General features: G+C 57.6%; 13 protein-coding genes and 1 pseudogene. 7 read left to right on the forward strand and 7 right to left on the reverse strand.

What is annotated here, in order from left to right; translation table 11 throughout:
• Window positions 1–48 precede the first annotated feature (48 nt).
• The 5 genes and pseudogenes from JZ655_RS00190 to JZ655_RS00210 form a co-directional block, all read right to left on the reverse strand.
• Window positions 49–1,428 carry a carbohydrate porin gene (locus JZ655_RS00190; RefSeq protein WP_207292701.1) on the reverse strand — a complete coding sequence of 460 codons (1,380 nt, stop codon included), beginning with the start codon at window positions 1,426–1,428 and terminating at the stop codon, window positions 49–51.
• 139 nt (window positions 1,429–1,567) lie between these two features.
• Window positions 1,568–1,870 carry a PTS lactose/cellobiose transporter subunit IIA gene (locus tag JZ655_RS00195; protein ID WP_040077777.1) on the reverse strand — a complete coding sequence of 101 codons (303 nt, stop codon included), beginning with the start codon at window positions 1,868–1,870 and terminating at the stop codon, window positions 1,568–1,570.
• A 6-nt stretch (window positions 1,871–1,876) separates the two neighbouring features.
• On the reverse strand, window positions 1,877–3,265 hold the full coding sequence (locus JZ655_RS00200) for a glycoside hydrolase family 1 protein (protein ID WP_207292702.1): 1,389 nt from the start codon (window positions 3,263–3,265) through the stop codon (window positions 1,877–1,879).
• Window positions 3,266–3,282: 17 nt separating this feature from the next.
• Window positions 3,283–4,607: pseudogene (locus JZ655_RS00205) on the reverse strand (PTS sugar transporter subunit IIC).
• A gap of 12 nt (window positions 4,608–4,619) precedes the next feature.
• On the reverse strand, window positions 4,620–4,934 hold the full coding sequence (locus JZ655_RS00210; protein ID WP_040077780.1) for a PTS sugar transporter subunit IIB: 315 nt from the start codon (window positions 4,932–4,934) through the stop codon (window positions 4,620–4,622).
• Between the two features lie 292 nt (window positions 4,935–5,226).
• Between JZ655_RS00210 and JZ655_RS00215 the strand changes: the two genes are divergently transcribed.
• A complete protein-coding gene (locus JZ655_RS00215) occupies window positions 5,227–6,180 on the forward strand; it encodes a LacI family DNA-binding transcriptional regulator (protein WP_040077783.1) in 954 nt (317 codons plus the stop codon).
• Window positions 6,181–6,207: 27 nt separating this feature from the next.
• Here the strand turns inward: JZ655_RS00215 and JZ655_RS00220 are convergent, their stop codons facing one another.
• On the reverse strand, window positions 6,208–6,504 hold the full coding sequence (locus JZ655_RS00220) for a YicS family protein (RefSeq protein ID WP_040077784.1): 297 nt from the start codon (window positions 6,502–6,504) through the stop codon (window positions 6,208–6,210).
• Between the two features lie 221 nt (window positions 6,505–6,725).
• On the opposite strand from JZ655_RS00220, the gene JZ655_RS00225 reads away from it, so the two are divergent.
• The gene (locus JZ655_RS00225) at window positions 6,726–7,142 is read left to right on the forward strand and encodes a GNAT family N-acetyltransferase (protein WP_207292703.1); all 417 of its coding nucleotides are present in this window, start codon (window positions 6,726–6,728) and stop codon (window positions 7,140–7,142) included.
• Here JZ655_RS00225 and JZ655_RS00230 read toward each other — a convergent pair.
• Window positions 7,139–7,786 carry a TetR/AcrR family transcriptional regulator gene (locus tag JZ655_RS00230; protein WP_040077788.1) on the reverse strand — a complete coding sequence of 216 codons (648 nt, stop codon included), beginning with the start codon at window positions 7,784–7,786 and terminating at the stop codon, window positions 7,139–7,141. The two genes, JZ655_RS00225 and JZ655_RS00230, sit on opposite strands and share 4 nt — an antisense overlap.
• Window positions 7,787–7,864: 78 nt before the next feature.
• Here JZ655_RS00230 and JZ655_RS00235 point away from each other — a divergent pair, with 78 nt between their 5' ends.
• From JZ655_RS00235 to JZ655_RS00255, 5 genes are all read left to right on the forward strand, one after another.
• Window positions 7,865–9,352 carry an MDR family MFS transporter gene (locus tag JZ655_RS00235; RefSeq protein WP_207292704.1) on the forward strand — a complete coding sequence of 496 codons (1,488 nt, stop codon included), beginning with the start codon at window positions 7,865–7,867 and terminating at the stop codon, window positions 9,350–9,352.
• A gap of 92 nt (window positions 9,353–9,444) precedes the next feature.
• Window positions 9,445–9,627 (forward strand): hypothetical protein, encoded by a 183-nt coding sequence (locus JZ655_RS00240; RefSeq protein ID WP_207292705.1) that lies wholly within the window; start codon window positions 9,445–9,447, stop codon window positions 9,625–9,627.
• A 56-nt stretch (window positions 9,628–9,683) separates the two neighbouring features.
• Window positions 9,684–10,502, forward strand: a complete 819-nt coding sequence (gene nlpA / locus JZ655_RS00245) for a lipoprotein NlpA (protein WP_207293793.1) — start codon at window positions 9,684–9,686, stop codon at window positions 10,500–10,502.
• Window positions 10,503–10,794: 292 nt separating this feature from the next.
• The gene (locus JZ655_RS00250) at window positions 10,795–12,492 is read left to right on the forward strand and encodes a ShlB/FhaC/HecB family hemolysin secretion/activation protein (RefSeq protein ID WP_207292706.1); all 1,698 of its coding nucleotides are present in this window, start codon (window positions 10,795–10,797) and stop codon (window positions 12,490–12,492) included.
• Window positions 12,493–12,506: 14 nt separating this feature from the next.
• On the forward strand, window positions 12,507–23,648 hold the full coding sequence (locus JZ655_RS00255) for a hemagglutinin repeat-containing protein (protein WP_207292707.1): 11,142 nt from the start codon (window positions 12,507–12,509) through the stop codon (window positions 23,646–23,648).
• The last annotated feature ends 6 nt before the right edge of the window (window positions 23,649–23,654 follow it).

The raw sequence follows: 23,654 nt of genomic DNA on the forward strand, positions 1-23,654 counted from the left end.
GGGGCAAAGACTAAAAACGGCAACTGTCGTTGCCGTTTTGCATTTACTTTAGAACCAGGCTTCCCACATGGCGCCGACGTTGAAATCGTCAAGCGTCTCGTCCTGGGTACCGTTCACGCGGGCGGTACGTTCGTTATCCACTTTGCCGCCGGTGACGTAGAAGCGCAGCATCGGACGGAACTCTGGCCCCATGGCGATAGACATGTTCTGCGACAGGGTCAGTTTCCAGCCTTTGTTATCGCCGCCGTTGTCGTAATCAACGTGCTGCCAGCCCGCTTCCAGCCAGGTCGAGTGGACGTCGTTCCACCAGTGCATTGGTCGGACAATGGCGTTGTAGTTCTTGCGGTTATCGGTGCCGTCGCGGCTATTGTCATAGTCGTGGAAGGCGAGGATGTACTCCACCTGGGTGGCCTGGGTGTATTTATGCAGCCCTTCGAAGCTGGCGTAGACCGTGGTCAGATCCTCGGTCTTGTTGAAGACGCTGTTATCCGAGTTATCAGAGTAACGGGCAATCACTTTGTTCACGCCGCTGTCGTTGGTGTGGCTCAGCACCACGCCACCCTGCCAGGCCTTCAGACGCTCTTCACTGTCGATCGCTTTCGAATCAAAGCCGTAGTTCGCATACAGCTCCAGATCGATCGGGCCGAGCTTCATGCCGTGGATTTTAGAGGTTGCCGCGTAGTTACCTTTGTCGCCCGTGCCGGAACCGCCGGTACAGGTGATGCGCGATGGGTTCGCTTCGTCTTCCATCACTTCCGGGCTACAGGACTCTACGGCCGCCACGGTCGCCACGTCAAATTGCACGCCGCCAATGTCGAAGTTCTTCACCCCGGCGCCCTGGCCATCGTGGTTCATCCAGAAGTAGTCGTTGATACCCTGCTGCGGACGCTGGTGGAAGTCACGACCGGCCCAGAAGTAGGCGTTCGGGTTGGACGCCATGATGTTGGTGACGCCCGCATAGGCTTTTTTCAGGTTAACTTCATCGCCCCAGTGGTCGATCATCACGTTGATGTCCCAGATGGCGCCGTTATCGCCTTTAAAGGCTTTGGAGAGCTGGAATTCACCGCCGTTGCCTTCGTTACCCAGACGACCAATCGCCGACGCACCGTTATAGGAGCCATCCACCGCTACGTATTTTTGATCGGCGGCCTGGAAATGGGCGCCATAGCGGGCATAACCGGTAAATTTAACCCCGAACGGAATAGCCATATCCGGCGACTGCGCCGCGCTTTGCGGCTCGGTGACCACGTCGGCTTTTTTTGCCACCGCAGCATCCATTTTTGCCTGACGTTCTGCCAGGGCTTTATCCACCGCTTTGGCCACAATGGCGTCGATTTGCTCTTGAGTGAACTCCTGTGCGAGTACAGAAATTGGGCAAAGCGCGGCGATAACCGCCATTGTTAATGGAAGTTTTTTAATTGTGTTCATGGTTATCTCAATATAGTTTAATTTTATTCAGACAATAACCATCCCGCTCCGTTCTGACAGAATATGTCGCTATCATCAGAACAAGTGGATTTCTATTATTAGGTACAGAGGTATTACATTACCGTTTTTTCGCCATAGATTATCTCTGATATAAATGAATAATTTCTTCGGATAATTCACGCGCCAGTAGCGAGTTCATTAAATGATCCTGGGCATGCACCATAATTAACGTCATCGGCTGACGGGCTTCGCCTGCATCCTGCTCAATGAGTTTGGTCTGCATATGGTGCGCCTGACGCGCGTAGCCATCGGCTTCGCGCAGCAGGCTTTTGGCTTCATCAATATCGCCATTACGCGCGGCGTGCAGCGCTTCAAAGCACAGACTGCGCGACTGACCGGCGTTAACGATAATTTCCATTACGGCTTCTTCTAATGCGATCATGAGTGATTACTCTTTTTCAAAACCATTATTCAGAGAGGTAGCGGCAAACCACTCTCCACTTTTCTTTATCGTGCGTTGCTGCGTCGTTAAATCCAGCTGAATAAAGCCGTAGCGGTTTTTATACGCATTGCACCATGACCAGTTATCGATAAATGTCCACATATGGTAGCCAAGGCAATTTGCCCCTTCGCTAATACCTTTATGCAGCCATTTAAGGTGTTCGGAAATAAACTTGATACGATACTGGTCGTTTATTTGTCCGGCTTCGATAAATCGTTGCTCGTTTTCTACGCCCATGCCGTTTTCCGAAATAAAGCAGCGCGGGTTGTCATAATTATCACTCAGATTAACGAGAATATCGTAAATACCCGGTTCATAGATTTCCCAACCGCGATACGGGTTCATCTTCCGGCCGGGCATTTCGTAGTTATCAAAGAACCACTCCGGCATAAACGGCGCCTGAGGGTTCACCGCACTGTCACGACACTTCACGCGACGCGGCTGATAGTAGTTAATGCCCAGCAGATCGATACGTCCGTCGGCGATCAGGTTGCTGTCCTCAGGCTGGCAGGCAGGCAGCTGATCGTAAGACTTCAGCAGCGCCACCAGGTCGGCCGGATATTTCCCGCGCAGCACCGGGTCGAGGAAGCTCCGGTTAAACATCAGGTCGGCAATATGCGCCGCTTTCACATCCGCCGGATGCTGCGAACGGGGATATGACGGGGTCAGGTTGAGTACGATCCCAATCTCACCGGCATGGTTTCCGGCGCGGAACGCGCGCACCGCGTGGGCGTGGGCCAGCACGGTGTGATACGCCACGGTCGCCGCACGACGGAAATCCACCACGTTGGGATAGTGGAAATCGTACAGATAGCCCCCTTCAACCGGCACAATTGGCTCGTTGAAGGTAAACCAGTGCAACACCCGGTCGCCAAACAGTTTGAAACAGGTCTGGGCATAGCGGCCATAGGCGGCCACCACGTCGCGGTTTTCCCAGCCGCCAATCTCCTGCATCGCCATCGGCATGTCGAAGTGGAACAGGCAGATAAACGGCGTGATGCCCTGCTCAATCAGTTCATCGATCACCTGATTGTAAAACGTGACCGCCTCAGGGTTCACTTCACCGATGCCATCAGGGATCAAACGCGCCCAGCTAATCGAGGTGCGAAAGCTGTTGTGGTTCAACGTTTTCAGCAGCTGAATATCCGCTTTCCAGTTCTGGTAAAAGGTCGATGTCTGTTGCGGCCCTATACCCTGATGGAAACGGTTTGGTTGCTGGCTAAACCAGTGATCCCAGGTGGTCAATCCCTTGCCGCCGCCCTGGCTCTCCCCTTCGGTTTGCAGCGCGGAGCTTGCGCTACCCCACCAAAAGTTCTCGGGAAATGAGTAGTTCATAATGCTTCCTCTTTAACTTAGTTACTGGCCGGCTCAGCGCCTACAACAGCCGCCTGGGCTTTTTGCTCTTCGTTTTTCACCAACGTACGCTCATAAGCGCGCAGGAAAGGCAGGTACATCAGCGCCGACATCACCATGCACACCACGCACATCACCACCGGGCTCAATGCCCAGTTCGCCGCCCATGAGGCGCCAATCGGTGCCGGCGTGGTCCATGGGGTTAACGACACCACCTGCGCCAGCCAGCCGAGCTTAGTGGCACCGTAGGCCAGACACGCATTCACCAGCGGCACAAACACGAACGGGATAAACAGCATCGGGTTCATGATGATCGGCGCACCGAACAGGATCGGTTCGTTGATGTTAAAGAAGCTTGGCACCACGCCCATTTTGCCAATGGTACGCAGATGGGTGACGCGGCTGCGCAGCAGCAGGAACGCCAGCGGAAGGGTAGAACCGACGCCGCCAATCAGCAGGTAGTGATCCCAGAAGCCCTGCAGGTATACGTGCGGCAGGGCAGCCCCTGCGGCCAGTGCGGCCTGGTTTGCAGAGAGGTTTGCCATCCAGAACGGGTTCATGATGCCGGTCACAATCAGCGAGCCGTGGATGCCCGCGAACCAGAAGATCTGGCACAGCAGCACAGAGAGCAGAATGGCAGGCAAGGAGTCAGACGCCGAAACCAGCGGCTCCAGCAGGCGCATAATCGCCTGGGGAATGATCATGCCGGTCTGCGCTTCAATGAACAGGTTCAGCGGGTGCAGCGTACCGATCACCACCATCACCGGGATCAGGATCTCAAACGAACGGGCCACCCCGGTCGGCACCTCTTTTGGCAGGCGGATGGTGACGTTGTTCTGCTTCAGCCACGCATAGACGCGGGTGGAGTAGATGGCGGTGATCAGCGCGGTGAAAATCCCCTGGCCCGACAGATACTGGGTGGAGATTTTGCCATCGCATAGGGCGCAGCCACCAGCAAGAATGCCATAAACGCCAGCAGGCCAGACATCACCGGGTCGAGGTTAAACTGACGACCCAGGCTTGCGCCGATACCCACCGAGATAAAGAAAGTCATTACGCCCATGCTGAGGTTGAAGGGCAGCATCAGCTGTTCGCGGTAGGTCTGAGAGAAATCCAGCCAGCCGCGGGCAAAGCTGTTGGTGGTGTCCGCTGAGAACGGCGGGAAGATAAACACCAGCATAAACGAGCCGATGATCATGAACGGCAGCGCGGCGGTAAAGCCGTCGCGGATGGCAATCACATACTTCTGCTGGCCAAGCTTCGCCGCCAGCGGGGTAATGGACTGCTCAATGACGGCAACCATAGACTGATATAACGAACTCATGAGAACACCTTCTTAGTGTGCCGCTTCAATGAGCGACAGAGCGTAATCCAGCACCTTATCACCACGCTGCATGCCGTAGTCCATCATATCGATGGCCTGCACCGGAATGCCTTGCGTAGCAGCCTTGTCTGACAGCGTCTTTATCATGTATTTCACTTGTGGTCCGAGAAGTACCACCTGGTATTGCGGAAACTGCGTATCAAATTCGGCCACGCCGTACGCATCAATCTTCACCGGCAGACCTCGCTCATCCGCCGCTTCAACCATTTTCCTGACCAGCAGGCTGGTGGACATTCCGGCAGAACAACACAGCATTATCTTGAACATCGACGACCATCCTCTAAATGTAAAAAGTTATTGCGGGTCTGATTGGACATCATGCGGAAACCGGTTTCCATTTATAAAAGACAGAAGTGTGACAGCTATCAATATCCGTTACTTATGGCGCTAATTATCACGATCGGTGTCACACTATTTGGCGTGTTTTGCATCAAAATGAGTGGAAACGGAAAATCGGTTTCCATAGAAAACGGAAACGGATATACTTCTTTTTGGCTAAAATGTGAGCCAATGCGGTAATGGAATTTGCAGGGCGGGGCCGTCCTGTCAGGGGAGAAAGATGTCTACAATCAACGATGTATCACGTCTGGCCGGGGTGTCCAAAGCCACGGTATCACGGGTGTTGAGCGGGTCGCGCGGTGTAAAGGAAGCCAGCCGTCAGGCCGTTTTGAAAGCGGTGGATGAGCTGAACTATCGACCCAATGTGATTGCGCAGTCGCTGCTGAGCCAGTCAACCGGCTGTATCGGGGTGATCTGTGCGCAGGATAATATCAACCAGAGCACTGGTTACCTGTACGCGCTGGAAAAACAGCTTAGTCAGCATCAAAAGCATCTGCTGTTGCGTTTTGCCAACACCAAAGCCGAGGTGATGAACGCGCTTGAAGAGCTTTCGTGTGGGTTGTGCGACGACATTCTCATTATTGGCGCCCGTTTTCCGCTGAGTGTCGATCAGGAAAATGTCATTCTGGTGGACTGCATGCAGGCGGCGGATAACGTCAACAGCATTCAGTTCGATCACGCGTTCGCCGCAGAAACCGCCTGTAATTTCCTCACCAGCCAGGGGCGCCGCCAGATAGCGCTGATCCATCCGCAGGGCAGCGGCTTTGCCGATCAGGTGCTGCTGGGCTACAAACACGCGCTGGAGAAAAACTTCCTGCCCTTTAATCGCAACCTGGTCTTTATGGAGGCCACCTCGTCATCCGTGGCGTTGCAGGAGTTGTTGAACAATGCGAGCACGCTGAACTTCAACGCCTTACTGGTTGCTGATGAGCAAGAGGCGCAACGGGTGATCCCGCAGCTGCAGGCATTTAACAAGTCCGTACCGGGTGACATTATGGTCTTCAGTCTGGCCGGCTCCCTGCATTTACCGGGTATCCCAACCATTCCGGCGATTGAATACTCGATGGATGCGATGGCTGCACGCATTGTGAGCTGGCTGAACGAAAAAACCCAGATGCTGGAATCCTGGGTTCTGCGGGGCGATTTAATTATTCCTGAAATACGTAAACGTTAATCAGCAAGCGTGAAGCCCGCTTCACGCTTAATAATCCTCCATGCAGTCCATGCGGCTGACGGCGTCCCAGTAGGCCTCCTGGTTGTTACGATCTACCGCCAGCATGGCGTTGCGCATCAAAAGCTTATTCGCCTCTGAAGACATAATCATCGCCTGCCACTCCGAGTCAGACTGTTTACGCTGCGGAGCGCAGGCTTTTTTCACATCCTTCAAAATCAGCTGTTTTTTCTGTTCGAGTTTGGCGGGATCGTCGTTGTCTTGCGCATGGGCGAAGGCGGCAAAAAGCAGACAGACTATCAGGCAAAACAGGTGTGCTGACTTCATGTTGACCTCCGGTTGATAACCACGGCACTCCATTTGAAATATATCGTTACATTCGCCGATGCGATCCAGGTGGAAAGTATGAATTTGCGCATTCCAGCGACTAAACGTTAAAAGCGTAGCCGCACTTTTTGCCAAATTCTTGGGCGCCAACAAAAATTTATTGTCTCCTTTCTGCCGTTGCGCGAACTTAGGGTAACGATAAAAAAATGAGGGAAAACAGGATGCAGCTAGACATTGTCGATACCATCACTGCCGAGGATCAGGAAGCGTTATTAACCGGGCTGCGCGCCTATAACGAGCAGTTTGTCGATACCCGCACCTGGGGCAATCTGGCGGTCTTTGCCCGCGATGACGACGGTACCCTCATCGGCGGGGTTATTGGGCGTCGCAAAGGGGAGTGGCTGGATATCAGCTATGTGTGGGTGAGCAGCGCGGTGCGTGGCAGTGGTGTAGGCAGCCAGATCATGCTGGCCGCCGAAGAAGAGGCGAAGCGCAAAGGGTGCCTGAATGCGCTGGTGGATACCGTCAGTTTCCAGGCGCGGCCCTTCTACGAAAAGCTGGGCTATCAACTCCAGATGACATTGCCCGATTTCCCGAACCAGGGGATGCAGCGCCACTATCTGACCAAAGCGCTTTAAGCGCCAATGCCCTGGCCCATCACCGCTAAGGCGTGGCGCACAATCTGTGCAGACGAGAGAGCGCTTAGCCTCTCGTCATTACGCCTTCTCGCGAAGGGCACCAGCACCAGGCTTAGCAGCGTGGTAAACAGCAGCTCCGGAGCCAGTTCGCGGTTCAGTTTCCCCTCCTGCTGCCAGCGCTTCAGCGTGGCAAGCGTCACGGAGTAGTTATCTTCACCCACCCGATTTCGCAAATGGGCGCGTAAAACCGGCATTTCACCGATCACCTCCTGCATCCACAGCGGCGCAAACCAGTGATGCTGCCCGGCGAGGCTCGCCAGCGTTTGGACCATCAGGGTCAGGGAAGCCACCGGATCGTCGGGATGGGCGCTAAAGGTGGCAGCGATGGTGCTGCGCAGCGGCAGAAAACGCTCCTCGATCATGGCATCCAGCAACTGCTCCCGGGAGTTGAAGTAGTAGTGCAGCATCGCCGGCGTTACGCCCGCCTCTTTGGCAATGGCGTTTAAAGAGGTGTTGGCGATCCCCTGACGGGAAAAGAGATCCAGCGCAATGTCCAGCAACTGCTCGCGGCTGGTGGTGGCACGTTTGCCCCCGCGAGGGCGACCGGGGCGGCGCGGTTCAGAATTATCTTTATGTGCTGACATGCTGGAGCGATCCCTTGACCGTATTCATAACTTCATTGAATATTAATTATCTCATTAATTAATTTCAAGCGGTCTCTTATGATGCCTGACGCGCAAAAGCCCCCTTCGATAAAGCTCTTGTTCAGCGCGCTACTGCTGGTGATGCTGCTGTCTGCCCTCGATCAGACCATCGTCTCCACGGCGCTGCCCACTATCGTGGGTGAGCTGGGCGGGCTGGATAAACTCTCCTGGGTCGTGACGGCCTACATTCTGAGCTCCACCATCGTGGTGCCGCTGTATGGCAAGTTCGGCGATCTGTTTGGCCGAAAAATTGTACTGCAGATTGCGATTGTGCTCTTCCTGCTGGGCTCGGCGCTGTGCGGACTGGCGCAAAACATGACGCAACTGGTGCTGATGCGTGCCCTGCAGGGGCTGGGCGGCGGCGGACTGATGGTGATCAGCATGGCAGCGGTGGCCGATGTGATCCCGCCTGCCGAGCGCGGCCGCTATCAGGGGCTCTTCGGCGGCGTATTTGGGCTGGCAACGGTGATTGGGCCGCTGATCGGCGGGTTTATCGTGCAGCATGCCTCGTGGCGCTGGATCTTCTACATTAATCTGCCGCTGGGGCTGTTTGCCCTGCTGGTAATCGGCGCGGTGTTCCACAGCAATACCAAACGAAACAAACATGAAATCGACTATCTCGGGGCAATTTACCTCAGCATGGCGCTGCTCTGTATCATCCTCTTCACCAGCGAAGGGGGAACGGTACGCTCCTGGAGCGACCCACAGCTGTGGTGCATTCTGGCCTTCGGCCTGACGGGGATTGCCGGATTTATCTATGAAGAGCGTCTGGCCTGGGAGCCGATTATCCCGCTCTCGCTCTTTCGCGATCGCAGCTTCCTGCTGTGTAGCCTGATTGGCTTCATCATCGGGATGTCGCTGTTCGGTTCAGTGACCTTCCTGCCGCTGTATCTGCAAATTGTGAAAGAGGCCACGCCAACCCAGGCCGGATTACAGCTGATCCCGCTGATGGGCGGTCTGCTGCTGACCTCCATCATCAGCGGGCGCATTATCAGCCGTACCGGCAAGTACCGCCTGTTCCCGATCCTCGGTACCCTGCTGGGGGTGATCGGCATGGCGCTGCTCACGCGGATCACCATCGACTCCCCCACCTGGCAGCTGTACCTCTTCACCGGCGTGCTGGGGATGGGTCTGGGGCTGGTGATGCAGGTGTTGGTGCTGGCGGTGCAGAACAGCGTCTCGTCCAGCCAGTACGGTGTGGCGACGTCGGGTGTCACCTTGTTCCGCTCTATCGGCGGGGCGATTGGCGTGGCGCTGTTTGGCGCGGTATTTACCCATCAACTGCAATCAGGGCTGATGGCACGCATCCCCGAAGGCAGTGAACTGCCTCGAGGGCTGGATCCTGACGCTATCCACCATCTGCCGGATGCCCTCAGGGCGGACTATCTGGATGCCTTTGGCTCCGCCATTCACGCGGTGTTTATCATGGCGGCAGGGATTATGGTGCTGGCGTTTGTGCTGTCATGGTTCTTGCGCGAAGCGCCGTTACGCAAAAGTCAGGCGTAAGCTAGCGCAAAAAAATGGTCGTCCATTTTTCGGTTGTGAGCACAGAGGTGAAAACGCCACTCTGGACTCACTGCTCACAACCGGAGAGACCCATGAACTTTACGACCCTGGATACGCCGGGCAGCCTGTTTCAGCAGGCCGTCTGGCAAGGGATTGCCCGCGTCGGCTACGGTGAGACATCGCATTACCAGGCGCTGGCGTTGCCCGCAAAGCGTGGCTGCTTGCCCATGAGAAAAAGCACCGCTGAGCGGCATATATCTTTTTCTTCTGTTTGATTCCTTTTCGTTTTTTAGCCTGCCGCTGGGTTACCGATATAGTCGGGTAAACATTTATCAAAAGGAACCGGCTGGTGAAATGTCGATTGGGTGCACTTCTTCTTGCGGGCCTGCTGCTGGCGGGCTGCGATCAGGGTGGCAGTAATGCTAAACACATTAAAGTCGGCGTGATTAACGGCGCCGAGCAGGAAGTGGCAGAGGTCGCCAAAAAGGTGGCGAAAGAGAAATACGGCCTGGATGTGGAGCTGGTCGGCTTTAGCGGCTCGCTGCTGCCGAACGATGCAACTGACCACGGCGAACTGGATGCCAACGTCTTCCAGCATCGTCCGTTCCTTGCGGAAGATAATAAAGCGCACGGTTATAAGCTGGTGGCGGTGGGGAATACATTTGTCTTCCCGATGGCAGGCTATTCCCGCAAGATCACATCAGTGGCTGAACTGAAAGATGGCGCCACCATCGCGATTCCCAACGACCCAACCAACCTGGGGCGTGCCCTGTTGCTGCTGCAAAAAGAGAAGCTGATTACCCTTAAACCGGACATCGGCCTGCTGCCCACCGCGCTGGACATCACGGCTAACCCGAAGAAGCTTAACATTATGGAGCTGGAAGGGGCGCAACTGCCTCGCGTGCTGGACGATCCTAAAGTCGATGTGGCCATTATCAGCACCACCTATCTGCAACAAACCGGGCTGTCGCCGGTGCATGATGGGATATTTATTGAAGATAAAAACTCACCCTATGTGAATATCGTGGTCGCACGGGAAGACAATAAAGACGCCGAGAACGTCAAAGCGTTTATTCACGCTTATCAGTCGCCGGAGGTGGCGAAAGCGGCGGAGAAGATCTTTAATGGTGGCGCGGTGCCTGGCTGGTAATCACGTGAATAACCCGCTTCTGAATTTTTGCGGGTGTTAGCATGACTAAACTATTAATAAAGCTATTCTGAATAATTCAGGAGGGTGATTTTACTCTCCTCCTGAAAATACGTTATTGAGTAAGAACGAACTGAGGATATATTAAATATCCTTCTCGCTAATATTATTAAAACCTGACGTAATTCACATAATTAATTTTAGCCTGTGACATAAGTTAAATTTTATATAACTCAAATTAGACTCGTCCTATATTAATAACTCTCTTTTATTAGGGTTTATTTTCAGGGCACGGATGAGCACCCTCATGCACAAAGGTGGAATAATTTCCGCCAGTAACTATATCCTTATCTTGATGGTCGCACTTTTATCTCTCCCGGTGAAAGCGGCCCCGCTGTCGCCTGCCGATCGCGATACCATTCAGCAGCAACAACAACAGCTTTTAATACAAAATCAGCAGCAGCGAGATGAACTGGAACGCAGTATCCCCCTTCCAGCCCCCACCCGGCCGCAGCCCGCCGCGCAAGGCTCCGGGCCTTGCTTCACCATCCATACGATTACTCTTTCAGGCGCTACCGTAATCGCTGAAAAAGCCCGTAAGCGGCTGGTAGAGCCCTGGCTAAATCGCTGTCTGGATCAGGTGAAAATAAACGAATTAACCACCCATATTTCTGACTGGTATATTAGCCGCGGCTATATCACCAGCCGGGCATTTTTGACCGAACAAGATCTCTCCCACGGTCAGTTAAATATTGTGGTGCTGGAAGGGAAGCTGGAAGCGATTCGCCTTGAGGGCAAAACCCCGCTGATGCTAAAGATGGCTTTTCCGGGTCGGACAGGGCGCATCCTCAATTTACGCGATATCGAACAAGGCATGGAGCAAATTAACCGTTTGCGTGCCGAACCGGTGCAGATTGATATATTACCCGGATCGCAACCGGAATATTCAGTGGTAAATCTTACGGCGAAACCCGAATTTCCGTTAAGGGCAACTATCAGTCTGGATAATAGCGGGCAAGAGAGTACCGGAGAGAATCAGCTGAATGGTGCGCTGTATGCCAATAATATGTTAGGTCTGGCAGACCAGTGGTTTATCAGCGGCGGTCGAAGCAGTGATTTTGCCACCCGCTACGACGCGCAAAATTTCCAGGCGGGAGTAAGCCTGCCGTTCGGCTACGGGCTGCTGGATTACAGCTACGCGTGGAGCAACTACCGCACCACCATCGATAATATGGGGTTTGACTGGATCTCGACCGGCGATACCAAAACTCACCGTGTTAATGCCTCCTGGGTCGTCTATCGCAATGGCGATATTAAAACCGGTCTCGCGGCGGGCATGGTGCAGCGCTCAAGCCGCAACTGGCTGAATGACGCCCCGCTGCAAAGCAGTACCCGCAATCTTTCCAGCCTGATCCTTGGCATCACTCACACGCAAAAACTGGCGGGCGGCGTCGCCACCTTCAACCCCACCTGGAGCCACGGCATGCCCTGGTTCAACGCCGAAACGGACGAAGATAAAACCGGTGATGAGCCGCGCGCCGAGTTTCGCAAGTGGAGCCTGAACGCCAGCTTCCAGCGTCCGCTCACCAATAACTTGTGGTGGTTGACCAGCGCCTACGGTCAGTGGTCGCCGGATCGCCTCTACGGCGCCGAGCGGCTCACGCTGGGGGGAGAAAGCTCAGTGCGTGGGTTTAAAGAGCAGTACCTCTCTGGTGATAACGGCGGCTACTGGCGTAATGAACTGGGCTATTCGCTGTTTACCCTGCCGTTTATCGGCCAGGTGAACGCCACCCTGGCGGTGGATGGCGGCTGGCTGGAAAAAGATCGCGAAGACCGTTTTGCTTCCGGCACCTTGTGGGGCGCGTCTGTGGGCTTAAGCAGCGCCGGACGCGGGTACAGCAGCCAGATCTCAGTGGGCACACCGCTGCACTACCCCGACTGGCTGGGCCCGGATCATGTGACTGTTAACTGGCGTATCGCCTTTATGCTTTAAGAGAATTTACGACTATGGAAACCCGTCATCCTCCCGTTCGTTTCTCACAGCGCCTGATTAGCTGGGCTGTCTGCGGCTTAATGGTCTGGCAGCCGATGGCGCCCGCCATGGCGGCGGTGATGACGCCGACCGGCAACACCACTATGGACAAAGCCGGTAACGGGGTGCCCATCGTTAACATCGCCACGCCAAACGGGGCGGGTATTTCGCATAACCAGTTCAACCAGTACAACGTAGGCAAAGAGGGGCTGATCCTTAATAACGCCACCAATAGCCTGAATCAGACCCAGCTTGGTGGGCTAATCCAGAATAACCCGCATTTGCAGGCAGGACGTGAAGCGAAGGGGATCATCAACGAGGTGACGGGCGGCAGCCGGTCGCAACTTCAGGGCTATACCGAGGTGGCCGGGAAAGCGGCCAACGTTATGGTGGCGAACCCTTACGGCATCACCTGTAACGGCTGCGGATTTATCAATACGCCCAATGTGACCCTGACCACCGGCAAGCCACAGCTTGATGCCAACGGCAACCTGCTGGCGCTGGATGTGACGAAAGGGGCCATCACCATTGAGGGGCAGGGGCTTGATGCCAGCAAAAACGATGCCCTCTCTCTGATTGCGCGCGCCACCGAGGTGAACGCCGCGATCCACGCCAACGATCTTACCGTGACCGCCGGGGCCAACCGCGTTGCTGCGGATGGGCGTGTCAAATCCCTTAACGGCGAGGGTGTAGCGCCCAAAATCGCCGTGGATACCGGCGCGCTGGGCGGTATGTATGCCAACCGCATCCGTCTGGTCTCCAGCGAGAAGGGGGTGGGTGTAAACCTGGGCAACCTGAATGCCCGCCAGGGCGATATTCAGCTCGACGCCAACGGCAAGCTGACGGTCAACAACAGCCTGGCCAGCGGGGCGATTACCGCGAAGGGTGCGGGCGTGACGCTCAACGGCAGCCATCAGGCGGGTGGGGCACTTGATGTGACCAGCTCGCAGGGAATGACGCTTAACAACAGCACCCTCGCCAGCGGCGGCGAGATGCGCCTCACCAGTGACGGAAAACTGCAGATCACTGGCGGCGGTACCGACAGCAAACGGGGCCTGACGATAAACAGCGGGCAGGATATGGTTCTGCAGGAGACCTCGCTGGTTGCCGCCAACAGCGCCACGCTGAACAGCCAGGGCAAGCTGACCCAGACCGGGGGCGGCGTCTCTGGCAAAGGCGGGGCATTAAGCGTGACGGGTAAAGCGGGAGTCGCCCTCTCGGATGCCACGCTGGTCGGGCAGGGAAATACCACTCTGGCCACCGACGGCGCGCTGTCGGTGAAAGGCAGTTCGCTGACCAGCAAAGGGGAAATGAACGTGCGCGGCGGGCAGGATATGACCCTGACCCACGCCACCGTCGGCAGCGATGCCCGCACCACCGTCACCAGCGGTGGCACGCTTACGGCCTCTGACAGTGCGATCGCCGCCGGCGGTGATTTGACCCTGAGCGGCGCAGGACTGACGCTGAACGGTCAAAGCCGGGCGGATGCCAGCGGCAATATTGCCCTGAGCGGGAATACGATGACGCATCAGGGCCAGGTGAACGCCGGGAAAGACATCACGATCACCGGTAAAAATGTAGCGAACAGCGGCCAGTTAGCGGCGAAAGGGAAACTCTCTACGCAGACGAACTCCTTGACGAACAGCGGCACGCTGCAGGGGAATGACGTCACGCTTCAGGGGCGCACGCTGACTAACAGCGGGGCAGTACAAAGCGGCGGCCAGCTAACCTTAAACGCAGATACCCTGAACCAGCACGGCACGCTAAGTGCCAAAGGCGATGCCAGCCTGGCGGTTAACGATGGGCTGACCAACACTGGCTCTACCCTTGCCGAAGGCACGCTAAACCTGAAAGCGGCCACGCTTACTCAACAGGGCACGCTGTCCGGGACGAAGGGACTGACGGCAGAGACCGGGGTGCTCACCAGCGGGAAAGCGTCCCTCACCACCAGCCAGGGCGATATACAGCTCACCGCCGGCCAGCGTGCGGATCTGAATGGCCTGACAGATGCCGCAGGCAACCTTGATCTCAACGCCGCAACGCTGACCACGCAGCAACAGGCGCGGCTGCAAAGCGGCCAGCGACTGAGAGTGCAGGCAGACAGCGCGACGCTGAACGGCATTCAGGCCGCGAAGGGCGAGCTGGACCTCTCTGCCGACACTCTGGTTCACGGCGGCAAATCCACCGGGCAGACGCTGGATTTTCGCGCCGCGCAGGCGCTCAGCAACAGCGGCGAGTTAACCGCCGATACGATAACGCTTAGCGGACAACAACTCTCGCAGAGCGGGATCGCGAAGGCAGACAGCCTGACCCTGACGGCCCCCGAGTGGATCGCCAACAGCGGTACGCTGGTGGCCAATACCCTGTCGTTAGAAAGCCGCGCCATCAGCAACGGCGGGCTGTTGCAGGGCAACACACGGTTTACCCTGCAGGCCGACACGCTCACCAACCTCGCCCAGGGCTCGCTCTACGGCGTGAATGACCTGACGCTGAACATCCCCACTTTTACTAACAGCGGCCTGATCACCACCGACGGTACGCTGCGGCTGAAGGGAACCTCCCTGGTCAACCGGGGCGAGATCAACGGCGCCAGTCTGGAGAGCGATTACGCCAGCCTGAGCAACCTCGGAGCAGGGCGACTGCTGGCCGACGACCAGCTCACCCTCAACGGGACGACGCTGACCAACGAAGGGAGTATTGCGGCGAATAACCTGCATCTTGCAGGGAATAGCCTGCAAAACGGGGGATTGCTGCAGGGCGATAACGGCATCACGCTGGAGGTCGCCGACACCACCAACAGCGGCACCCTGCAAAGTGGTGATGCGCTGAAACTGGACGGCAACACCCTGACCAACAGCGGCGAACTGAGCGCAACAACGCTCCTGCTCACCCTGACGCAGCAGGTCGCTAACGACGCGACCGGGCGGGCGATTGCCCGGGACGGGTTAACTCTTACCACGGCGGCACTGACCAATGGCGGACTGCTGGCGGGCAAAAATACGCAGCTCAACAGCGAGGCCCTCACCAACAGCGGCACGTTACAGGGCACGGCGACGCTGACGGCGATCGGTAACCAGTTGAATAACCTGCAGGCCGGAAAAATGCTCGCAGGCGGCGGGCTGGATCTGCAACAGGTTACGCTCAACAACGCCGGTTTGTTGCAGGGTAAAACGCTGAATCTGGCGACCGGGGAGTGGATTAACAGCGGTAATGCGCTCGGTGAAGCGGGCGTCACCGCGAAGGTAACAGGTCAGTTCACCAACCAGGGCAAGGTACTGAGCCAGCAAAACCAGGAGGTGGGCGCTGCCAGTATCGACAACCGCGGACAGCTGATGGCCAAAGTGCTGGCCCTGCATGGCGATCTGCAAAACAGCGGCCTGCTGCAGGGGAGCAGCGATTTGCGCTGGCGCGGTAACGCCTTCACTAACCAGAGCCAGGGCCAGGTGACGGGCGGCGACACGCTGAACCTGACCGGGAAAACCCTCACCAATCAGGGGCAAATGCAGGCGCAGCGTGCGACGCTGAGCGCCGATAACCTGACCAACAGCGGCGCGGTACAGACCCTGGATAACCTGACGCTCACCCTTACGGGTAAGGCAGAGAACCAGGGGGCATTACTCAGCCAGAATCTCTTTGACCTGACGGCGGCGCAGCTCTTCAACGACGGACAGCTGGCCGGAAAGGCGCTCTCTCTTCATGCTCCTGAGATCACCAACACCGGCATTATGCAGGGTAATGAGCGCCTGCAGCTCACCACCCGGACATTGCTGAATGACCAGCGCGGACAGCTGGTGAGCGGTAGCGGACTGGATCTGAACCTCGACAGGCTGGGTAACGCCGGGCTGCTGCTGCTGGGCGATGACTTTACTCTGCAGGGTAACGCGCTGATCAACCGGGGCGATATTCAGGCCGAGAACCTGAACCTGCGCCTGACCAACACCTTTACTAATCAGGGCAACACCCTGGCCAGCAACGCGGCCACCCTCGCTGCGGCGAACCTGACCAACAGCGGTACCGTGGCGGCTAAAACCCTGGATCTGACGGCGACCGAGCTACGCAACAGCGGCCTGATGCAGGGCACTAACGCCATCGACGCCGCCGCTACGCGCTTCATTAACGAGACGACCGGGAAAGGGCTCTCCGGCGGGGCACTCACCCTGCAGGGCGGACAATTCAGCAACGCGGGGGTTCTGCAGGGCGATACGCTGGCAGTGAACGGCGGTGCGCTGACCAACAGCGGCACCCTGAATGGCCTGTCGGGGCTGACAGGCACCTTTACCGGCACGCTGACCAACACCGGACTGATGCAGAGCGCGGGCACCACGACGCTGGCGGCGGATGCGTTGCTCAACCCTGGCCGCATGATGGGCGGTACCCTGGCGCTCAGTGGCCGGGATCTGAATAACGGCGGGCTCTGGCAGGGGGCTAACGGCCTGACCCTCACCGGGGATACGCTCACCACCGGGGCGGCGTCACGCACTCTGACCAGCGGGCAATTAACCCTGGAGGCGGGGCAACTGACCACCCAGGGCACACAGCAGGGGAACGGCATAGAGGTAAGCGCCGCGGAGTGGACGCACAGCGGGTCGCTACTAAGCCAGGGGACACTCACCGCGAACACCGGTGGAACCCTGACCTCCAGCGGATCGCTAATGAGCCAGGACGATACGACCCTCACGGCCCAGACGCTGGATAACCGTGGGCAGATCCTCAGCGAAGGCGACGTCACGCTCGGCGGCGGCGCGCTTAAAAATAGCGGCACGGTACAGGGTAAAACCCTCGCGCTTCAGCAGCGCAGCATTAACAACCAGGGCACCCTTACCGGCCTGCAAAGCCTGACGCTGCAGGCGCAGCAGCGGCTGATGGCACGTATGGCGATGGCTGCGCCGCAGCAGGAGCTGATCAACGGCGCGAACGGCAAGTTGCTCACCCAGGGTACGCTGAACATCACCTCCGGTGCGGTGAACAACGCCGGCAACTGGCAGGCGCAAAACATCCTGCTAAACGCGCAGTCGCTTAACAACAGCGGCGCCGTGCAGAGCGCAGACGGGCTGCAACTGACGCTGACGGATACACTCACCGCCACAACAGGCAGCAAGATCACCGCCCTGGGGGCGGCGACGCTGCAGGCCGCCTCGCTTACCAACCAGGGACAGTGGGTCGCAAAAAACCTGACCCTGAAGGGCGGCTCGCTGAGTAACAGCGGGGCGGTGAGCGGAGTGAATGGTCTGACGCTGAGCCAGACGGGAGCGGTTAATCAGCTCGCCGGCGGCACAATGCTGACCGGCGGGGCGCTAAATCTCAATGCCGCCTCCGTCGCTAACGCGGGCAAGATCCAGGGGGCCACGCTCGGTATCACCACCGGCGGGTTGACCAACAGCGGGCGTCTGCAGGGGGATAACGGCGCGACCTTCACGCTGGGCGGCACGCTCACCAACAATGCAGGTGGGGAGATTGTCAGCCGTCAGGGGCTGACGGTGACGACCCCGACGCTTCTGAATGACGGGCTGATTCAGGGGGGCGGCGAGACCCTCCTGAAAGCCACCAGCCAGGCGCGTAACGACGGTAAACTGCTCTCTGGCGCGCGTCTCACGCTGAATACACCGCAGTACACCGGCAGTGGCTGGCTGCAGGCCACCGATCTGATCCTCAACGCCGCCAACGCCGCCAACGGCGGCGGCACCTGGATTGCCGACCGCGCCACGCTGACCGGCACCACCTTCACCAATCAGGGCACCACTCAGGCGGGCACCCTGGCGGTAAATTACGGGCAGCTTACGAATGGCGGGACGCTGCTCGGCAATTCTCAACTGAATATCGACGCGGATTCGTTGACGCAAAGCGCCAGCGGCAAGCTGTTCAGCGGCGGCGACCTGTGGCTGGAGAGTAAAGGGCTGGATCTGATGGGTCAACTGGTGTCGCTGGGTAATCTGACCCTGAAGCTGACCAACGCCTTCACCAGTAAAACCGCCATTGCGGCGGGGAAAACCCTCGCCATCACCAGCAATGGGGGGATCGATAACCGCAGCGTACTGCAGGGCCTGGCCGTCAACCTGACGGCGGGCGGGCAGCTTAGCAATAACGGACAGATCACCACCGGCAGCGGTTCCAGCACGCTCTCTGGTAGCAGCGTGGCGCTGAATAGCACTGGATCAGTTCAGGGCGGCGGAGATATCACCGTTGCCAGCCGTGGCAATATGACGGTGGACGGTTTCACCGGCACGCGCGGCTCGCTCACCCTGAGCGCACCGGGCTCGATCATCAATACAGCCCTGCTGTACGCGGCCAATAACCTGACGCTCTATGCAGACAGCATCACCAACCAGCGCGGCGACATCATGGCGGGCAATAACCTGTCGATGCAGAGAGATGCGGCCGGGAATGCCAGCGCCCAGATCGTGAATACGTCGGGGAATATTGAGACGCAGAACGGCGATATTACGATTAAGGCGGGGAGCCTGTTAAACACTCGTGACGGGTTAACGGTGAATACCTGGACCGAGACGTCGCAACTTGCCGAGAACGTAGGCGATGCCACGATCGAACTTCTGGTCAGGAATCTTCCATCAAGTTCTTACGAGCTAAGGCATAGTATCGGTAAAGGCTATCGCAACTGCACCTGTGCGATTGAGTACGATATTTACAGTTCTTCGTATGCTCCGACGGCTGAAGCCATGGCCATGCAGTTTGCGGGTTCCGTTACGCATGTTGAGGCGAGCGCAAGCGGTGGCGCGGGACGTATCTCCTCCGGGCGCGATATAAGGATAGATGCAGGTAACCTTGAGAATAAATCCAGCCTGATCCTCAGTGGACGCAATGCTACATTAACAGGCTCTCAGCTAAATAATGAGAGTTATCAGTCCGGTACAACAGGAAGTTACTATAATTACAAATTCTTCGGCAGTACGGGCGGAACGTCGTCGGAGTGGAACTATACCTCACCGAGCGGTAGTTCGACTTTCATCTACAAGCTTGAGGGTATTACAACCAAAACCGTGCAAGGCGAGACGCTCCGCGCCGTCATCCAGGCCGGCGGCAACGTTACCGCCAACTTCGCCAATAACATCAGCAACACCAATACCACCGCTAACGCGGGCGGTGTCAGCAACGTTATCTCTACGCCGTCGCTGAACACCCTCAGCAACCAGAGCATTGCCAGCGGAGCGCAAAAGCAAAATCTGACGAACACCGGGACCGTGGCGGTCGGCTCGCCCCAGTGGCAGGATCAGCTGCAGGGCGCCCTGCAACAGCTTAACGGCGGCGGTGCGCTGGACAATAACAGTGCCGGCAGCACGCCTCTCAGCAACATCGGCACCACCCAAAAAGGTAACGCCAACCTGGGACAGCTGGGTGCGCTGGCAAACGCGGGCGTAACCACCGCCGACCTCAATACCGCCAAAGGCAGCGCCAGTGGGCAGTACCAGGGCCAGCGCGTCGATACCAGCGCGTACCCGCTGCCGTCGGGCAACAACGGCTATTTCGTTATTTCAGATAATCCAAAAAGCCCCTATCTCATCAGCGTTAACCCCAAACTCAACGAGCTGGGGCAGCTAGATCCTGCTCTGTTTGCCAATCTGAACGCGATGTTAGGCAATAAGCCTGCCTCCAGCGCCCCGCAGGAGACCCGGGCGCTCTTCACCGATGAGAAGCAACTCCTCGGCTCCTCTTACATGCTCGGCAGGCTGGATCTGAACCCGGACTACGATTACCGCTTCCTGGGCGATGCGGCCTTCGATACCCGGTACGTCTCGAATGCACTCCTGAACCAGACCGGTAACCGCTACCTGAACGGCATCGGCTCCGATCTGGATCAGATGCGCTACCTGATGGACAACGCCGCAGCGGCCCAGCAATCGCTGGGGCTGCAATTTGGCGTCTCGCTGACGGCGGAGCAGATTGCCGCCCTCGACCACAGTATTTTGTGGTGGGAAAAAGCCGTCATCAACGGCGAAACGGTGATGGTGCCGAAGCTCTACCTCTCACCGAAGGATGTCAGCGTCAATAACGGCAGCGTCATCGCCGGTAATAACGTCACCCTGAAGGGCGGCAACATCACCAACAGCGGCAGTACGCTGCTGGCGGGCAATAACCTGACGCTCGACAGCCAGAACAGTATCAGCAACCTTAACGACAGCCTGATAAAAGCCGGGGGCGATCTCAACCTGAGCGCCATTGGCAATATCAACAACATCAGCTCCACCATCAGCGGCAAAACGGTGGCGCTGGAGAGCACGGATGGCAGCATCAACAACCTGACGCTGGCCGGGCAGACGATCCTCAACGCTAAAGGCAAATACGATAACGTCGGCCTGAAAGATACCCTGCTGGGTAGCACGGCGTCGATTGTGGCACAGGATTCCTTGTCTCTGGACGCCGGGAAAAACATCACCGTTACCGGCGCGAGCCTGGCCGCAGGCGGCGATATGCTGTTGAACGCGTGGGGCGACATCGCCGTGAATGCTCATCAGGTGAACGACGCGTACAGCTCAAGTCGGGTAAATACCGCACGCTCATCCGTCTCTTATGCGGGTAGCAGCCTCAGCGCGGGCGGTAACCTGGTGGTCAACGCCGGGAACAATGTTGATGTGACCGCCAGCGACCTGAAAGCGGGCGGCGGCCTGGGGCTGAGCGCAGGCAATGACCTCAATCTAAACGCAGGGCAGACCAGCGAAAGCAACCGCAGCGGCAAGAGTGAAACTCACAGTACCGGGCTCGATCGCACCACCCTGGCGGCCGGCGATAATCTGGTGTTGAAAGCCGGGCAGGATATCAACGCGCAGGCCGCAGCGCTGGCCGCCGGGAAGAGCGTCGGCCTGCAGGCGGGCCGCGACGTAAATCTAAACGCAGAGGCCACCACAGAGGGCGACAGCTACAAAGCCAGCAAGAAAACGGTCATTAACGAGTCGGTGCGTCAACAAGGTACCGAGATTGCCAGCGGCGGCGATACGGCGATTATTGCCGGACGTGACGTGACAGCCGAAGCCGCTCAGGTGACGGCGAAGGGCGATATTGCGGTGGCAGCGGGTCGCGATGTCGATCTTAATACTGCTACCGAGAGCGATTACTACTACAAAGAGCAGACCAAAACCAAAAGCGGGTTCCTCAGTAAAAAAACCACCCACACCATTGAGGAGAGCAGCGCAACGCGTGAAGCGGGCACGCTGCTCAGCGGAGACAACGTACAGGTGACGGCAGGTAACAACCTGCTGGTGCAGGGGGCGTCCGTGGTGGGCGACGGAGCGGTCGGCCTGACGGCGGGCAATAACGTCGACATCGTTGCCGCCACCAACAGCAATACCGACTGGCGCTTCAAAGAGACCAAAAAGAGCGGCCTGATGGGCACCGGCGGCATCGGCTTTACCATCGGCAGCAGTAAATCCACCCATGATCTGCGTGAAAGCGGCACTACCCAGAGCCAGAGTTTTAGCACCATAGGCTCCACGGGCGGAGATGTGAGCATCACGGCGGGTAATCAGCTGCATGTGGGCGGCGCGGATCTGGTGGCGGGCAAAGATATGTCGCTCACCGGCGATAGCGTGATGATCGAGCCGGGTCATGATAAACGCACCCGGGATGAGACCTTTGAACAAAAATCCAGTGGCCTGACGGTCGCGCTATCTGGCGTCGTTGGTAGCGCGATCAACAGCGCGGTGACCACGGCGCAGGAGGCAACCAAAGAGAGCGACGGTCGACTGGCCGCGCTTCAGGCAACGAAAGCTGCACTTTCCGGCGTACAGGCGGGGCAGGGTGCAGTGGTGGCCCAGCAGACGGGCGATCCTTCCAACGGATTTGGCGTCAGCCTTTCCCTGACCACGCAAAAATCCAAATCGCAGCAGCATGCCGAGAGCGACACGGTGACGGGCAGTACGCTGAATGCCGGGGACGATCTGACAATCACTGCGACGGGGAAAGGCACCAGCGCCAACAGTGGTGACATTTTGATCGGCGGCAGTCAGATGAAGGCGGGAGGCGATACGACGCTGAATGCCGAAAACGACATCCTGCTGACGGGTGCGGCGAACACGCAAAAAACGACCGGTAAAAACAGCAGCAGCGGCGGTGGCGTGGGCGTCAGCATTGGCGCCGGTAGCGGGGGGGCGGGCATCAGCGTCTTTGCCAACGTGAATGCTGCGAAAGGTAATGAAAAAGGCAATGGCACCGCCTGGACCGAAACCACGATCGACAGCGGCGGCAAGGTCTCTATGACCAGCGGGCGTGACGCCATACTGAACGGCGCACAGGTCAACGGCGAGAAGATTGTGGCCGACATAGGCCGCGATCTCTGGCTGAGCAGTCAGCAGGATAGCAACGATTACAACTCGAAGCAGACCAGCGTGGCGGCGGGCGGCAGCTTTACCTTTGGCAGTATGACCGGCTCCGGCTACATCAGCGCCAGGCAGGACAAGATGAAGAGCACCTTCGACTCGGTGCAAGAGCAGACCGGACTGTTTGCTGGCGACGGCGGCTTTGACGTGACCGTAGGGCGGCATACCCAACTGGACGGCGCGGTGATCGCCTCGACGGCGACGGCGGATAAAAACAGTCTCGATACCGGCACGCTCGGCTTTAGCGATCTGCATAACGAAGCGGATTACAAAGTCAGCCATACGGGGGTGAGCCTGAGCGGCGGCGGCAGCTTTGGCGATACCTTTAAAGGCAATTTGCCTGGCGGCATGATCGCGGCGGCAGGCAGCAGCGGCCATGCGGAAGGTACCACCCAGGCGGCAGTGGCGGATGGCACCATTACCGTTCGTGATAAGGCTAACCAGCAGCAGGACCTGGCGAACCTGAGTCGGGATACGGTGAATGCTAACGACAGCATTAGCCCAATCTTCGATAAGGAGAAAGAGCAGAATCGCCTGAAAGCGGTGGGGCTGATCAGCGACATTGGCAGCCAGGCGGCAGATATCGCCCGCACTCAGGGTGACATCTACGCCCTCGAGGCTGCGAAGAAAGAGATGGCGCCGCTGAAGGCCAACGCCACGGAGAAAGAGCGCCAGGATTACGTTGCTGCCCTGCGTAATTCCCCGACATACCAGAAAGAGATGAAGAGTTTCGGTACCGGCAGCGAACTTCAGCGCGGTATTCAGGCCGCGACGGCGGCGCTGCAGGGGTAAGCGGGC

Origin of the sequence: Leclercia pneumoniae, from assembly GCF_017348915.1 — a bacterium.
Lineage (GTDB): Bacteria > Pseudomonadota > Gammaproteobacteria > Enterobacterales > Enterobacteriaceae > Enterobacter > Enterobacter pneumoniae.